This is a genomic window from Nonlabens sp. (assembly GCF_051251825.1).
In the GTDB taxonomy this organism is placed as follows: domain Bacteria; phylum Bacteroidota; class Bacteroidia; order Flavobacteriales; family Flavobacteriaceae; genus Nonlabens.
The window spans coordinates 122339-137416 of record NZ_JBPOGG010000005.1 but is presented as its reverse complement, the minus strand read 5'-3'; the positions used below and the strand labels follow the sequence as shown (position 1 = coordinate 137416).

Annotated in this window: 15 protein-coding genes; 8 read left to right on the top strand and 7 right to left on the bottom strand. The window is 33.5% G+C overall.

Translation table 11 applies throughout. The features are described 5' to 3' along the window. Positions 1-28: 28 nt before the first annotated feature. From ACSHWW_RS08265 to ACSHWW_RS08240, 6 genes are all read right to left on the bottom strand, one after another. Positions 29-586 (bottom strand): lysostaphin resistance A-like protein, encoded by a 558-nt coding sequence (locus tag ACSHWW_RS08265; RefSeq protein ID WP_435681967.1) that lies wholly within the window; start codon positions 584-586, stop codon positions 29-31. A 442-nt stretch (positions 587-1028) separates the two neighbouring features. Next, complete coding sequence (locus ACSHWW_RS08260) at positions 1029-1820, bottom strand: TPM domain-containing protein (protein WP_435681966.1); 792 nt, start codon at positions 1818-1820, stop codon at positions 1029-1031. Then, positions 1820-2260, bottom strand: coding sequence for a TPM domain-containing protein (locus tag ACSHWW_RS08255; protein ID WP_435681965.1), 441 nt, complete (start codon positions 2258-2260; stop codon positions 1820-1822). The genes ACSHWW_RS08260 and ACSHWW_RS08255 overlap by 1 nt, the downstream gene beginning before the upstream one ends. Positions 2261-2263: 3 nt before the next feature. Further along, positions 2264-2863: a LemA family protein gene (locus ACSHWW_RS08250; RefSeq protein ID WP_435681964.1), complete on the bottom strand. Its 600-nt coding sequence runs from the start codon at positions 2861-2863 to the stop codon at positions 2264-2266. Between the two features lie 727 nt (positions 2864-3590). After that, positions 3591-3965 (bottom strand): endonuclease domain-containing protein, encoded by a 375-nt coding sequence (locus ACSHWW_RS08245; protein ID WP_435681963.1) that lies wholly within the window; start codon positions 3963-3965, stop codon positions 3591-3593. Between the two features lie 571 nt (positions 3966-4536). Further along, on the bottom strand, positions 4537-4875 hold the full coding sequence (locus ACSHWW_RS08240; protein ID WP_435681962.1) for a single-stranded DNA-binding protein: 339 nt from the start codon (positions 4873-4875) through the stop codon (positions 4537-4539). Between the two features lie 486 nt (positions 4876-5361). Here ACSHWW_RS08240 and ACSHWW_RS08235 point away from each other — a divergent pair, with 486 nt between their 5' ends. The 7 genes from ACSHWW_RS08235 (at position 5362) to ACSHWW_RS08205 (ending at position 12523) form a co-directional block, all read left to right on the top strand. Continuing rightward, positions 5362-5559: a helix-turn-helix domain-containing protein gene (locus ACSHWW_RS08235; protein WP_435681961.1), complete on the top strand. Its 198-nt coding sequence runs from the start codon at positions 5362-5364 to the stop codon at positions 5557-5559. Next, on the top strand, positions 5559-8270 hold the full coding sequence (locus ACSHWW_RS08230) for a restriction endonuclease subunit M (protein ID WP_435681960.1): 2712 nt from the start codon (positions 5559-5561) through the stop codon (positions 8268-8270). Before ACSHWW_RS08235 ends, ACSHWW_RS08230 begins: the two co-directional genes overlap by 1 nt. After that, positions 8261-8578, top strand: coding sequence for a hypothetical protein (locus tag ACSHWW_RS08225; protein WP_435681959.1), 318 nt, complete (start codon positions 8261-8263; stop codon positions 8576-8578). Before ACSHWW_RS08230 ends, ACSHWW_RS08225 begins: the two co-directional genes overlap by 10 nt. Before the next feature lie 14 nt (positions 8579-8592). Continuing rightward, the gene (locus ACSHWW_RS08220; protein ID WP_435681958.1) at positions 8593-9654 is read left to right on the top strand and encodes a hypothetical protein; all 1062 of its coding nucleotides are present in this window, start codon (positions 8593-8595) and stop codon (positions 9652-9654) included. A 295-nt stretch (positions 9655-9949) separates the two neighbouring features. Further along, positions 9950-10759: an alpha/beta hydrolase gene (locus ACSHWW_RS08215; RefSeq protein ID WP_435681957.1), complete on the top strand. Its 810-nt coding sequence runs from the start codon at positions 9950-9952 to the stop codon at positions 10757-10759. Between the two features lie 37 nt (positions 10760-10796). Then, a complete protein-coding gene (locus ACSHWW_RS08210; protein WP_435681956.1) occupies positions 10797-11672 on the top strand; it encodes an alpha/beta fold hydrolase in 876 nt (291 codons plus the stop codon). 5 nt (positions 11673-11677) lie between these two features. Beyond that, a complete protein-coding gene (locus ACSHWW_RS08205; RefSeq protein WP_435681955.1) occupies positions 11678-12523 on the top strand; it encodes an SDR family oxidoreductase in 846 nt (281 codons plus the stop codon). Between the two features lie 62 nt (positions 12524-12585). Here the strand turns inward: ACSHWW_RS08205 and ACSHWW_RS08200 are convergent, their stop codons facing one another. Further along, on the bottom strand, positions 12586-13548 hold the full coding sequence (locus ACSHWW_RS08200; protein WP_435681954.1) for a lipid A deacylase LpxR family protein: 963 nt from the start codon (positions 13546-13548) through the stop codon (positions 12586-12588). Positions 13549-13789: 241 nt separating this feature from the next. Between ACSHWW_RS08200 and ACSHWW_RS08195 the strand changes: the two genes are divergently transcribed. Beyond that, positions 13790-15064 carry a paraquat-inducible protein A gene (locus tag ACSHWW_RS08195; RefSeq protein ID WP_435681953.1) on the top strand — a complete coding sequence of 425 codons (1275 nt, stop codon included), beginning with the start codon at positions 13790-13792 and terminating at the stop codon, positions 15062-15064. Positions 15065-15078: the final 14 nt, after the last annotated feature.

The following is a 15078-nucleotide window of genomic DNA, read 5'->3' as shown; positions in this document are numbered from 1 at the left end:
TTCAAGAGCGCAATATGGTGCCATTTACCTACATTTCAAAATACTTCAAGTAAATAATAGACGGAATCATGAGAACTCCATTATAAATAGCATGAAATAACATAGAATAAAGTAATCCAACTTTCACGCGTATCAATCCTAGAAATAATCCCGCAACGATCTGAGGTGCGGTAAGAATAGGAAGTAATAAAATGGTGTTCATGCTTATTCCATAATTTGTAATATGAACCGCTCCAAAGAGCAGCGCAAATAAATAAAATATCCATCTAAAATCACTGCGGTCCACACTACGGAAAAGCGTGATAGGCGCTCTAAAAATAAGTTCCTCTAGTAAAGGCGCAGCAATAACAGCTGCCACCAGAATAAAAAGTACCGATTGTTCCTTTACCATATCCATCACCGCATGGTTGTCTGTACTAACCCAACCTAGCGCTTCTACTCCATAAATGAGTATAGAAAGTCCAATGTTGCAAACCATAATCATCCAGAAACTGGTCCAAAACAATTTTACCTTTTGCGTATTGAAAATATTAGGGCCTTTTTCAGCATCGGGATTTTTAAAGTAATTAAGGATATCATGAACCATGTGTAGCTTATTTAATTCATTAGTGGTTGAGTGAGGTGATTTGTTACAGAATGGGTTATTGGGTTATTGGGTTATTGGGTTATTGGAGAATAAGAAAACGGATGTGGGAAAAGGAATTTTGAAGTAATAAATATCATGCGTGTGTCAAACCCTTTTGATATTCAGCAAGCTGAAGTATCTGTTTTCCCTTCGTCTGAAGGGAAAGGCTTTTTAATGATTCCGATTTGAGTAGGAAGAAATTTTTGAGTTTGAAAATTCATGCGTATTTCAACCTATCCGACCAAATTTGCGCTGCAATTTGCCCACCTTTTCTCTCCCAGAAATTTGCGAAAACAAATTATCAGGAATCTGAAAGGAGCTTTTAAATAAGATATTCTGTAAAAGTCTCTCTTTGAAGAGAGATTTAGAGAGATGTAAATACGGCATTTATTAAAGAATAGAACTACCAGCCACCACTAGCTCCACCACCACCGAAACCGCCGCCGCCGAAGCCACCACCGAAACCACCACCGCTTGATGAGCCGCCGCCAAATCCTCCACCACCAAAACCGCCGCCCATGCTGCCGCGTCCCATATTACTGAGAATGATGATATCGAGTAATGACGGACTACCGCCACCACGACCGCCATTATTACGATTATTTTTACTGGCACTGAGAATTATAAATAATAGTACAACTCCAAAGAATATCAATACTTGCCAAGGGAATTCTTCCTGGCTGAAGTCTCTGGTTTCTTTAAACTCACCATTTAGCGCCTGGAAAATAGCATCGGCACCTTGATTGAGACCTGCATAGTAATTTCCAGACTTGAATTGTGGTATCATCACGCGATTGATAATGCGTTCTGACATTAAATCTGTCATGCGATATTCTATGCCGTATCCTGTGGAGATGTCCACCTTGCGATCATCTACGGCTAGTAAAAGAACGATACCGTTATCTTCTTGTGCTTGCCCTATGCCCCATTTTTGTCCCCATTGTGTGGACACCATGGATATATCATCACCGTTTGTGGATTTAATGATAAACGCAACAATTTGTGTAGATGTAGAGTCTGCATAGCGCAGGAGTTTATTCTCTAAAGCGACTCGTTGCGATTGATCGAGCTGGCTTGCGTAGTCATAGACGGCGGTTTGCTTGCTTCCCGTGGGCTTTTCTGGAATAGTAAATTGTCCCAGCGCTTGCATGGAGACCAGTAAAAAAACGCCTAGAATGGTATAGATCTTTTTCATCAACTGGTCGTAATTTCGTCGGGCAACTCGTTGGTATCATTGATATCCCATGGATAGTATTGTGATAGTTTTTTACCGGTAAGATGTATGGCTTCTATGAGGCCTGTGTGGAACACGCTTTCGCGAAAGCGGGAACGCAACAGCTCCTTAATACTTAACCAAAATTCATCTCCTACGTGTTTATGAATTCCCTTATCACCGATGATGGCAAACTTGCGATCGGTCACGGCGACGTAGAACAGAATGCCGTTTTCCTCCTTAGTGTTATCCATTTTGAGCAGGTGGAAAATCTCCTGTGCACGCACGTAAGCGTCGCCAGCGCAGTGAGACTCGAGATGTACTCGTATCTCACCGCTCGTGGTGCGCTCTGCGGTTCTAATCGCGGCAATGACTTGCTGCTCTTGTGCGGTCGTGAGAAAATCTTCTACTCTAGAATCCATGTGTTACTCGCCAAAAAGGTCCTCAACGTCTGGTGCGTTCTCTGATCCAGCCTCGGCCTGGAAGAATGCTGCAGAATTGAATCCTAGAATTTTTGCATAGATCAAACCTGGGAATTTTTTAATTCTTACGTTATAAGTTCCTACTGCACTATTATAGCGATTACGCTCTACGTTGATACGATTTTCAGTACGTTCTAGCTCGTTGATGAGTTCTTTAAAGTTTTCGTTTGCCTTGAGATCTGGATAGTTCTCATAAGTGGCGAGTAAACGTCCTAATCCTGAACTTACAGCTCCTTGAGCCTCAGAAAACTCTTTGATTTGCTCGCTCGTAAGGTTTGAAGCATCTACGTTTATGGAAGTCGCCTTAGCACGTGCTTCTATTACCTGAGTTAATGTTTCTTGCTCAAACTCTGCATATTTCTTTGCAGTTGCAACGATGTTAGGAATTAAATCTGCACGACGCTGGTAACTGCTCTCAACATTTGCCCATGAAGAGGCTACTCCTTCACTCATCCCTACTGTTCCATTATACCAGAATATGCCATAAATTACAAATGCGGCTAAGAGTATTCCTGCTATTGCTAATCCACCTATTTTTTTCATTATTATCTCAATTAATTATTGTCTTTGATTTGTTTTATTCAAGCGGAAAGTTACGAAAAAGAATGGTTGGTCTTTATGGGGTTGATGTTCAAAGTTTGAGGTTTATAGTTCAAGGTTTAAAGTTAGTGGTTAGTGGTTAGTGGTTAGTGGTTAGTGGTTAGTGGTTAGTGGTTAGTGGTTAGTGGTTAGTGGTTAGTGGAATTTAATTTTTTTGAAGTAAAATCCGTGTGTCAAACCCTTTTGATATTCAGCAAGCTGAAGTATCTGTTTTCTACTTCGACCTTGCTCAGCACAAGCCTTCGTCTGAAGGGAAAGGCTTTATTTAAAACGCTAACGTTGATCTAAAAGTAACTTTAGAGTTTATGAAGTCATTCGTTTATCAACCTATCCGACCAAATTTCCGTGGACTACAATTTGCCCACCTTTCCTCATCTGAGGAAAGGAGCTTTTTTTATTCTTCTCTGTAAAAGCTCCTCGCCTTAGCTCCTGCATCCGACGAGCGAAGTTTACGTAGCGAGAGGAATGCACAGGACAGATGATTCTTCGCTTGTCGAAGGAGTATCAGGAGTGGTTGAAAACTTGTTAGATTTTTAAAACAATAACTCATTTTTAAAAATAACATACCTATTTCCACCTATCCTTCTTCCGACAGTGACTGAATCCACCTTTCCTCTCCCAGAAATTTGTGAGAACAAATTATCAGGCATTTGAAAAGAGCTTGTTAGAATTAAATATCAACCTCGCAATGCTGTTTGATTTCTTTTAATACAAGATCGAGGTGTTCAAAAATGTATTTGTTCTCGTATCTCAAAACGTGAAATCCGCTTGAGTTTAAATAGGCATCACTTTTGTTATCCTGTTCTAGCTGGTTGGGCTCGTCGTGATATTGTCCATCAAGTTCTATGATTAGTTGATGTTGCGCGCAATAGAAATCAACGATGTAGTTGTGGATGGAGTGTTGTCTTCTAAACTTTAAATTGTGAAATTTTCTAGAAGTAATTTCTTTCCACAAAAAAGCTTCAGCTGGAGTCAGTTGTTTCCTTAATCTTTTCCTAAATTTTTTTAAGTGTTTAAGATTATGTACTTGTATTTTATTTCTCATTTGTTGTTTTTGTAAAAGCTCCTCGCCTTCGATCTTTCATCCGACGAGCGAAGTTTACGTAGCGAGAGGAAGGCACAGGACAGATTCAATTTTGACAAGTCAAGAATTGAATTAGAAGTGGTTGAAAACTTGATAGATTTTTAAAACAATAATTCATATTTAAAAATAATATGCGTGTTTCAACCTATCCGACCAAATTTCCGTAAACTCCAATTTGCCCACCTTTCCTCATCTGAGGAAAGGAGCTTTTTTTATTCTTCTCTGTAAAAGCTCCTCGCCTTAGCTAAGGCGAGGACAGATGATCCTTCGCTTGTCGAAGGAGTATCAGGAGTGGTTGGAAATACGTAAGGTTATAAAACAATAATTCATTCTTAAAAATAACATAGGTGTTTCAACCTATCCGTCTTCCGACTGTGTCGGAATCCACCTTTCCTCTCCCAGAAATTTGTGAGAACAAATTATCAGGAATCTGAAAGGAGCTTTTTTTATTTGTGTGTATTTGAAAATTAATTTGATAAATCAAAAAAGACCTGATTGCTCAGGTCTTTTTATTCTTAAATCTTAAAATGGTTTAAGCTTTATTTCCCATAAGAAGTAACTCGCTGCAAACGATTTCTGTGACGTATCTTTTGATTCCTTCTTTATCTTCATAAGATCTTGAGGTAAGTTTACCTTCTATTCCTACTTGGTTTCCTTTTTGAACGTATTGCTCAACGATGTCGGCAGTTTTTCCCCAGGCGATGATGTTGTGCCATTGTGTGTCACTTACTTGCTCACCTTGCTTGTTTTTGTAACGCTCTGTGGTTGCGATAGAGAACTTTGCAAGCTTGCTACCTGAGTCTAGAGTTTTGATTTCTGGAGTTGCTCCTAGGTTACCGATTAATTGTACTTTGTTTCTTAACGTGCTCATAATAATTGATTTTACGTGGTTAAAATTAGTTTGTGTTTCGTGACATCATTGTTTGTTTGTTGATGACGGTGCAAATATGTGGCTACATTGAAGTTTAACAAGTATTTTAAACGTTTGTTTACGTTTATTTTCGTTTGTAAGTGGTTGAATTTAATTAATGGGTTGTTATTGTTGAATCTTAAGCAAAATAAAAAAATTAGAATTTGAATGTATTTTATTGTTGATAGGAATTGTATTATTAAAAAACTACCTTTATACACTAGTTGTGTGTAATGTGAAAATCGTACTAAAACTGAACATTTGAACTAAAAAAGCCAACGCTCAAACAGCACATTTATTTTTTTTTGCCAACGCGAAATGCCAACGCTCAAAAAAATAAAAGAGCTGTTTCTTTCCAACGCTGACTCACGAGAATACAACGAACTTTTTCACTACATTTCAGCGAATTATTCTTACATTGCAACTGAATAACCAAAACGGTTAATTATGAACAGAATAAAAGAAGTTCTAAAAGAAAAAGGTATAAGTCAAACTTGGCTTGCTGAAAAAACTGACAAAAGTTATACAACTATTAACGAATACGCTAGAAATAAAAGGCAACCAAGTATTGAGGATTTATATAAAATTGCTGAGATTTTGAACTTGGAAGTAGCTGAATTACTAGAAAAAAGAGAGAATATATAATGAGTGACTGGAAAAAACTAACAAAAGACAAACTTGCTAAAAGCAAGAATAAGGTTGCAAAAATCGATCTTGATAAATCTAAAGTTGAATATTCAAAAGATATTACTAAACCGAAAATTGAGAAACTTGGACCTGAAGAAGTTGTCAGAGCTTTTTTAATTGACAAACTTGTAAATGAACTAGGTTATTCTGAGAAAAATATCGAACTCGAAAAATATTATGTAAGAGGTAGTATTGGTCGAGAAAAACAAAAAAACAAAGATGATTCAGCACGTATTGACGTTATAGTTAAAGATAAAACTGGAAACCCATTTTTATATATTGAGGTTAAAGCACCTGATATGTTTGAAGATGGAGAAAAAGACATAAAAGGGCAACTTTTTGAACTTTCCGATTTAGAACAAAAACAGAACAAAACCAAAGTAAAATATCTTGTCTACTACTCATTAGATACTAGTGAGGAATTAGCAGATAGAATGTATTTAATTGAAAAGGACGAATACAAAGAATATGATGATTGGCTAGAAGAAAAAGATAAAACTTTTGGTTTAGAAATACCTTTCAATTATGGCAAACCAAAATTGAAAGAACGAGTAAAAGATGAAGATGATTCTGATTTGCTTTCTATTTCAGAAACAAAAATGTCTGAAATTAGAAGAAACATACATAACACACTTTGGAGTTCAGGCGTTGAAGATAATGAAGCTTATATTTTCTTAGTTCAGTTTTTACTTACCAAAATTTATGACGAAGACGAAACCATTGAAGGAGAAAAATACAGATGTCAGATTTACGACAAAGATTATGACGACCAAAATAAATTCTTTGATCGTATCAATCAATGCTACAAAGATGCACTTCAAAATAAGCTGAATTATACAGCAGAAGATTTAAAAAATGTAGGCAATATTTTAACAACAGAAAAAATCTCTTTACAAAGCTTATATTTTCTGGTAAAAGAACTACAGAACTACTCGTTCTCGAAAAGTATAAAAACACAGAAAAAAGATATTTTAGGTCATTTCTTTGAAGAAACCAACAGAGAAAAATTCAAACAATCTAAAGGTCAATTTTTTACAACTACAAATGTTGTAGATTTTCTAGTTTACGCAATGAAAGTTGACGAATTAGCAATTGAAAAATTTGAAAAAGATTACTCTTTGCCATACATTATTGATCCTAGTACAGGAAGTGGAACTTTTCTAATTCAAGCAATGAAAATTATTACCAAAGAATTTTCAAAGCACGACTTTAAACTAACAAACACTAAAAAATCAAAACTAAAAAAACTTTTTCCAGAAGAAAAACCAAACGATTGGGCAGAAGAATATATTTATGGTATAGATAATTCATACAGTTTAACTGTTTCTACCAAAGTAAATATGATTTTACACGGAGACGGAAGTAGTAACACTTTTAAAGATGACGGTTTAAAAAGTTTACAAACGTATTCAAAATATAAAAATTCAAAATTAGCTAGTTACGAGACTGGACATAAGGTTTATAATAAAGCAAAAGGAAATATTGGAGTTAATGAACAGTTTGATGTTATTATTTCTAATCCGCCTTTTAGTGTAAATATAAATGACTCAAAAGAAGAAGTAGATAAATACTTTTTGTTTGGAAAGAAAAAGAATTCTGAAAATCTGTTTTTAGAGCGTTATTATCAACTTTTAAAAGAAGGCGGAAGACTTGGAGTTGTTTTACCTGAAAGTGTTTTTGACACTACGGAAAACAAATACATTCGTTTGTTTTTATTCAAGTATTTTAAAATTAAAGCAGTTGTAAGTTTACCGCAAATAACTTTTGAGCCTTTTACTTCAACAAAAACAAGCATTCTTTTTGCACAAAAAAAGAAAGTAGCTGAAATTGAGAAATGGAATGCTAAATGGGATCTTTATGGTAAAGAATGGAGTTTATTAAAAACAAGGTCTTTAAATCTTATAAAAGTTTACATAGAAGACAAGGACAGAAAAAAACTACCATCTGTTAAAGATTTAAAACCAAAAGAAGAAAAAGCTGTTTTGTATAGATTTTTAAAAGATTACATAACTGATGAAGACAAATTACTTGACGTCAAAGATTTAATCACAAAATATCTATCTGAAATTACGGATTTATCTAAAATGGAGAAAGACACAGAAATTTTCGGTCATTATAATGCTTGGTGGGTTTTTGGAGAAGTTGCTAAAGAAATGGAAATTGATTACGACATTTTTATGGCAGAAGCAGAAAATGTAGGTTACAAACGAACAAAAAGAGGAGAAAATCCAAGACCAAATGACTTGTACGATATTGAATATGCACCAAAAAATTTAGATTGCGAGAAAATATTGGAAGGTTATAATAATAGAATTATCGCTTTTAAAGAAGATCAAAAGGTTCTTGAAACAAAACTAAAAACTTTAAAGGCAAAAAAAGAAACAGAAAAATTAAAAAAGTCAATTGAAAAGTTAGATTTAGAAATTACGTTACTAAAAACCAAAATAGAAAACCTTGAAATAGAGAAAGAGACTGTAAAAAAAATTCTTGAAACATTTTATGAAAATAATACTCTTAGAAATGAATATTACGAAAGAACTGATGATGCTTTGATAGATCATTTTGAAAAAGGACTCTTAACAAAATACAAAAGCAATGATATTATTTTGAGAAAGTCTGAAACCCATAAAATTTTGGATTCAATTAGAAAAGATGTGATATGGGAATAAGAAAAATAAGTCTTAAACAGTTTGCTTTAGACCCTAAACTTGGGCTAAAAGATTATAGTTTAATCAACTCTACAAAAGGATATAGGCTCAAAAATATATTAAAAAATGCAGATGTATCAACTGATATTAAATCAGGAAGAACACCTTCAAAATATAATCCAGATTATTGGTTAGGAGATATTGAATTCTTAACTATGCAAGACATTAATACAAGTACTTATGTCTTAATGCCAAAAGTATCTGCTCATATTACGAAATATGCTGTAGAGAATGAAAAACACTTTATCAAGCACCAGCAAATTCATTAATTGTATCTAATGCTATGACTATTGGTTTGGCATTTATTGTTGACAGACCTATTTATTTAAATCAAAATGTTTTTCACTTTAATATTGAAGAAACAAAGTATAATATTACTTTCTTAAAATGGTACTTTAATTTAAAAATAAGAAAAGCTTTTCAGTCAATTTTCGCATCTAAATATTACTCTAAAGACGAATATAGTAGATTGATACTGCCTAATATTGATATTGCACTACAAAATGAATTTGCAACAAAAATTAAAGAGCTAGAATTAGAGCTTAATTTACTTGATAACTCTAGAACTTTAGATGTTGACATTATAAATAATGTAATTGCAGAAGAACTTGATTTTAATTTAGAGACTTTTGAAAAATTAAAAGCTGAAAATAAATTTAGTTCAAACCTTAAAGAATTTGGCAATAATATAGATTGTAGATTTAGTTTTAAGTTTCACAATAGAGCTGGTCAATTTGTTTGGGATTTCCTTAGTTCTAAAACAAATAAACGAATCAAGGACTTCATTTCAGAACCAATTGTTTTAGGTAAAAGTGTTTCGCCAAAAGATTATGATGATGATGGAGACTATTTTTACATAGCAATGTCTAATATAAAAACTTGGGCTTTTGATGCAGAAGGTTGCAAAACTGTTAGTAATGCTTATTCAAAATCGAATATGAATAAGTCAGTAAAAAAAGACGATATAATTTTAGCACGTTCTGGAGAAGGAACAATCGGAAAAGTTGCATTAATCGAAGATGAAGAAATTAACGCAATCCACGCAGATTTTACACAAAGAATTAGACTAGCGAATTACAATCCGAGATTAGCGTATTATTATATGCGTTCAGACCTATTTCAATATTTAGTTTATACTCATAAAAAAGGCTTAGGAAACAATACAAATATTTTTCCAAGTCAAGTTCAAGAATTTCCGATTCCAGATTGGGACGAAACAAAACAAACCGAATTAGTTGATAAAATAAAAATGCAAATAGACGCACAGAAAGAAATTGATAAACAGATAGCGGAAAAACAAGCTGAGATAAGTGCAATAATTGAAAAAGCATTAGAAACTGAATAGTCAACGCTCAAAGCCATACACATTTGCAATTCGCTTCAGCCAATACACAAGTCCAAAATTGCAAAAGAGTATGTCTTGCCAACGCTCACATTTGAACTAAATAACAAACATCGGAAAACCAAGCAGAACGAAAAAAACACTACACACAACAACGTGTATAAAACATAGCTATTATAGGCTTTCCGAGAGGTTTCTGTATATTTAAAAAGTACGCCAAATTTTTTATTTGGTTATATTTATAAAAGAAATTTAAACATAAAAATAAAACAAGAGTAGCTGTTAAAAACAAGAACCCATGAAAAAAAACATCCTTTACTTATTAATCATCATTTTAACGGCTAGTTGTATTAATACATCAACTGTTTATGATGATCCTATTCCAGAACACGACAGTTTAAAAATAGATTCAAAATTCACAAATGATGAACGAGTCATAAACATTTGGACTCCGCCTAATTATGACACGACTACTGATAGCTTAACTGTGCTCTACATGCCTGATGGCGGAATCAAAGAAGATTTTCCGCATATCGCAAATACCCTAGATACGCTTATCAAGCAACATAAAATCCCTAATGTCATCTTAGTAGGAATTGAAAATACCGAAAGAAGAAGAGATCTATCTGGCCCATCAAAGGTTGCTTATGATTTAGAATTTATTCCCAATCCAGGTGGTGCAGACAATTTTAGAAAATTCATAAAAAATGAATTGGTTCCAGAGATAAATAAAAAGTATAGAACAACAAATAAAAAGGCGATTATAGGTGAGTCGTTGGCTGGATTGTTTGTTGTAGAAACTTCCATATTAGAACCTGATATGTTTGACTACTATATTGCTATGGATCCTTCTTTGTGGTTTAATGAAAGTTATTTAGTTAAGAATTACGAAGACTTAACTAAAGAAAATAATTATGTAAACAAAAAGCTTTGGTACGCTGGATCAAGTGTCACTGATATTTCTACTTATACCAATCAATTAGAGCAACAATTGAAAGGTATTGAAAATGGGTTAACATGGAAATATGAAGATGAACCTAATGAAAAGCACAACACCATTTTTAGAGCCACAAAAGAAAAAGCGTTGATATGGACATTTAGTGAGTAAAAAACTGATTGCCTCCATCCTATTATCAAGGGAACTTATGAAAAATGTTGTTTTACTTTTAAGCTTCCTATTTGTAGTCTTATCTACTACTTCATGTAGTGTCTTGCAATGGCGCAAATCTGATGCAGAATTAATAGCAGACTTTAAAAATCCCAACTATAAGAACGAGGTTTCTTATTTTGAAATCGACAGCCTCGATTTAAAAGTGCGCATTCAAGAAGTAACTTCACTTGATAATAATATTAATGTGGTGTTCTTTCACGGTGCTCCTAGTTCGTTATCAAACTGGGAAGGATATCTTAACGACACCACATTACTAGCTGTCGCAAATATGTATGCTATAGATCGACCTGGATATGGCTATTCAAACTTTGGTGATGAAATGCCATCTATTGATCAACAAGCCAGAATTTTTAGCTCGATTTTAAAGGAAAAAGAAATCCATAATATAATAGTAGCAGGTTCATCATATGGTGGTCCTATTGCGGCAAGAGTTGCAGTATTAAATACTGACGTTAAAGCTGTGATGATGATTTCGCCAGCAATAGACCCTACGATTGAAAAAGATATTTGGGCATCTCGATTCACGCAGTGGAAGTTAACACGATGGATAGTTCCTACTGCTTATCGCGTGGCAGGTGACGAAAAGAAAATCCACGCTACAGAACTTGCCTTAATAGAAAAAGACTGGGAACAGCTAGCGATTCCTGTCGTTCATATTCATGGAGAAAATGATAAGATTGTTCCTTATGAAAACGTTCATTTCAGTAAAGAGCATTTCCCACAAATAGAAATCATCACCATTCCAGAAAAAGGTCATGAAATATCTTATGATAATAAAGAATTAGTGATTCTACCTTTACTTGAATTAATTAATGATCTTAAAGAGCATACTCAAAAACCTAAGCTATAGAAATTATGAAAGTTGCAGTAACATCGGCTAGCGGACAATTAGGTCAAGCGATTGTCAAAAATTTAATTAAAGAAATAGGAAAACAAAATGTAGTAGGCATTGCGAGAACTCCTGAAAAAGCAAAACATCTAGGAGTAGAAATACGCAAAGGAGATTATAACAACCGCAGCGATTTTAATGACTCATTACAAGGAATAGACGCAGTACTGCTAATCTCTGGAATGGACGAGCCTCAAAAAAGAATTGAGCAGCACCGCAATGTTATCAGCGCTGCTCAACAAAATGGCGTTTCAAAAATCGTTTACACCAGTATTGTAGGTGATGAGTTCCATACAGCATTTAGTCCCATAGTCCAGAGTAATCGACAAACAGAGAAAGATATTCAGAATTCTAACATGCAATGGGTCATCGGTAGAAACGGGATTTATATTGAACCAGATCTGGAATATCTCGACACTTATATAAAGGACGGCGAAATAAGAAATTGTGCTGCTCAAGGTAAGTGCGGTTATACCAGCAGGACAGAACTTGCTCACGCTTACACTCATATGTTACTCGATGAGAAACATAATAACTATATCTACAATTTACTCGGTACCGCTATTTCTCAGCAGGAATTGGCCACATTGATGAATCAAGTTTACAAGACTCAATTGGTTTTTAATTCCATGTCTGTAGAAGATTATGCTGTTGAAAGAAAACAGGAATTGGGTGAATTTATAGGTGGTGTTATTGCTGGAATTTATGAAGGAATAAGAAATGGCGTTTATGATATCCCTTCAGACTATGAGCAAGCTACTGGCAGAGCTCACAAATCCACCATGGAATTATTACAGCATTTTAAACGCTAGTTATGTCATGGCAAGTTGTTTTATGACGCTTTCGCGAAAGCGTACCTCAAAAATATAGTGCTCTAAAACGTAAAACCTATTCTTATACCGCCATAATTTGCAGTGTTTCCAGTAGCAAATTCTCGGGTAAGCCTGCTGCGTGTGTATTCAAAATATAGCGTTCTAGTCCTGAAAACAATTCCATAATTGAGCTGTGCAGTAAACCGTTCCACATGGCTGGCAGCTATAGTATATGGACTATTATCATTAAATAATCCACCTTGCAATGTAGCGTCATAAGCGACTGCGGTTACTAGTGGTTGTGCATAAGCGTAGAGTTTAAAACCACTATTATGTTGCATAGTAGTAAATGGATTATTGATAATACCTACAGTGGTATTTAATCCTATAGATGCATTTGTAAAAAGTGTTCCGGCCTTGAGATTACCTTGAGCTTGGATAGCAAAGTAATTCTGGTAATGAAATAATTGTTTTTCATAACCTATTTCATAATTAAGAACTAAGTCATTTTTAATTTGATTTCCCCAACCACGTGGAGTTCTATTGCCGGTTGCTCTATGAATTTCTACCTGCATTTCTTTGCCAAAAGCTGCTGGTCCTATAATCCCTAGATTAAAAGAAGACGTGAATCGAGTGCGCTTTATGGAATCTGTAGCAATGATAAAGCTCTTGAGCATAATAGCTGCCGCAAATGGCCTATCGCCTACCTGAATCGCTGGTTCATCATAACGATCTGGTGTGAAACCTATATGTTCCACAGCGAGACCATAACGTGTGTAACTGTCTTGAGGATTGAGAAATAAATAATTTGCAGGATTACTTTTAAAATAAGGAGTCACCAGCTCAAAACTGTAGCCTTGAGTATAATTCCTATCTGTTGCTGCAAAGTAATCGTTATCATAGTTAAACCTAAAATAGCGCTCACTTTTAATATCTCTATGAGATGAGAGATTATCAATTTTTTGGGCAAAGCTTAATGGAGCCAGCAGCACTGCCAGTAATAATAGTAAAAAGGTTTTTCTCATAATTGATTTACGGAAATTGACCTGTGGTGGTTTTAATTTAAACTGATCAGGAAAAAATCAATTATTAGGTTGTTATAAGAAATGGCTTTTAGTTTCATATTAATGAATCTAAAAGCTTTTAGTGTTTTTTAAAACTCATATCAAGCTGTAATTAATTCAAAATATTTAAATTCACTACTTATAATTAATAATGAATTTAACTCTTAATTCGTTCTTCGTCGATACCTTATACGATTAGTATATGAAAATTAAAAAGCAATTAAGCTCGATAGTTCTACTACTACTCTTTATATCAATTAGTTTAACGTCATTTAAAATCCATGATTTAGAGAGTTCAAATCGTATCTTGAAAGCGGATTTAACAGAATTATCAGATATTAAGTATGGCTTATTTAATGTAGATAAATGGAAAGAAAAAATAGCGACAATAATTGGAAAGAAAATAGACCAACTAGAGCTAACAGAGGCTAATAGAGAAGAGAATAAATTAAAAATCATTAATTTATTAAGCAAGATAATTGATGATTTTGAAAAAAATTATAAAGAAGAAAACAAAAAAAATTCTAGCTTCGGGTTTTCTCTCAAAAATTTTGGTGTAAAAATTTTTTCAATTTTTGAAGAGTTGAAAAAAAACATTCCTGAAATAGCAGACACTATTCTGAATTTTTTAGAAGAGAAAGAGAATAGAGATAATATTAAAGCATATATAATTTCTAAACTTGATAATTATACTAACGAAACATTTCAGAGTATAGACTATACTATTTATGACAATATCTTAAATAAATATTCTTGTGATACCGGAATTTCTTGTGTTTTAAAAATTGAAAACAAAACTCATGAATTAAAATCTAAATTGAGTTTATATTATTATTTAATAATTTTCTTGTTTTGTACTACTTTGATAACAATTTTAATTATCAGATTTAAATCCAATCTTGATATTATTTTGTATTCCCTAATAGCAATAGTTTTTCTTCTTTTGGGAATTACCTCACCAATGATTGATATAGATGCAAGAATTAAATTTATGGAATTTAATTTGTTAGGAGAAAATATTTCCTTTGAAAATCAAGTGCTTTACTATAAAAGCAAAAGTGTCCTAGAAATGGCAAAATTATTGTTACTACAAGAAGAAGTGAAAATTTTCTTTGTAGGCTTACTAGTGCTACTTTTCAGTGTATTATTTCCGGTATTTAAAATTATTTCAACATTACTTGTATTGTTTTTTAATAAACTAAAAAATAATACAATTATCAATTTTATGGCTTTTAAAAGTGGTAAATGGTCCATGGCAGATGTTATGGTAGTAGCTATTTTTATGTCTTATATTGGTTTTTCAGGAATTATATCTAGTCAACTAGCTCAGCTCGAACAAATTTCATCTAGAATCAGTATTCTCACAACTAATGATTCTGATATTCAAAGTGGATTTTTCTTTTTTACAGGATTTGTAATATTAGGAATCTTAATCTCACAAATGTCATTGCTAAAAATTGAATCAAAAAATGATTAGTTAAAGGCTAATAA

What these genes read in the sequence shown, in the direction of transcription:
- ACSHWW_RS08220 (WP_435681958.1), top strand. Translation starts at nt 8,593, where the DNA reads ATGACTATTGGTTTGGCATTTATTGTTGACAGACCTATTTATTTAAAT.
- ACSHWW_RS08255 (WP_435681965.1), bottom strand. Translation starts at nt 2,260, where the DNA reads ATGGATTCTAGAGTAGAAGATTTTCTCACGACCGCACAAGAGCAGCAA.
- ACSHWW_RS08250 (WP_435681964.1), bottom strand. Translation starts at nt 2,863, where the DNA reads ATGAAAAAAATAGGTGGATTAGCAATAGCAGGAATACTCTTAGCCGCA.
- ACSHWW_RS08200 (WP_435681954.1), bottom strand. Translation starts at nt 13,548, where the DNA reads ATGAGAAAAACCTTTTTACTATTATTACTGGCAGTGCTGCTGGCTCCA.
- ACSHWW_RS08205 (WP_435681955.1), top strand. Translation starts at nt 11,678, where the DNA reads ATGAAAGTTGCAGTAACATCGGCTAGCGGACAATTAGGTCAAGCGATT.
- ACSHWW_RS08195 (WP_435681953.1), top strand. Translation starts at nt 13,790, where the DNA reads ATGAAAATTAAAAAGCAATTAAGCTCGATAGTTCTACTACTACTCTTT.
- ACSHWW_RS08240 (WP_435681962.1), bottom strand. Translation starts at nt 4,875, where the DNA reads ATGAGCACGTTAAGAAACAAAGTACAATTAATCGGTAACCTAGGAGCA.
- ACSHWW_RS08245 (WP_435681963.1), bottom strand. Translation starts at nt 3,965, where the DNA reads ATGAGAAATAAAATACAAGTACATAATCTTAAACACTTAAAAAAATTT.
- ACSHWW_RS08230 (WP_435681960.1), top strand. Translation starts at nt 5,559, where the DNA reads ATGAGTGACTGGAAAAAACTAACAAAAGACAAACTTGCTAAAAGCAAG.
- ACSHWW_RS08235 (WP_435681961.1), top strand. Translation starts at nt 5,362, where the DNA reads ATGAACAGAATAAAAGAAGTTCTAAAAGAAAAAGGTATAAGTCAAACT.
- ACSHWW_RS08260 (WP_435681966.1), bottom strand. Translation starts at nt 1,820, where the DNA reads ATGAAAAAGATCTATACCATTCTAGGCGTTTTTTTACTGGTCTCCATG.
- ACSHWW_RS08215 (WP_435681957.1), top strand. Translation starts at nt 9,950, where the DNA reads ATGAAAAAAAACATCCTTTACTTATTAATCATCATTTTAACGGCTAGT.
- ACSHWW_RS08210 (WP_435681956.1), top strand. Translation starts at nt 10,797, where the DNA reads ATGAAAAATGTTGTTTTACTTTTAAGCTTCCTATTTGTAGTCTTATCT.
- ACSHWW_RS08225 (WP_435681959.1), top strand. Translation starts at nt 8,261, where the DNA reads ATGGGAATAAGAAAAATAAGTCTTAAACAGTTTGCTTTAGACCCTAAA.
- ACSHWW_RS08265 (WP_435681967.1), bottom strand. Translation starts at nt 586, where the DNA reads ATGGTTCATGATATCCTTAATTACTTTAAAAATCCCGATGCTGAAAAA.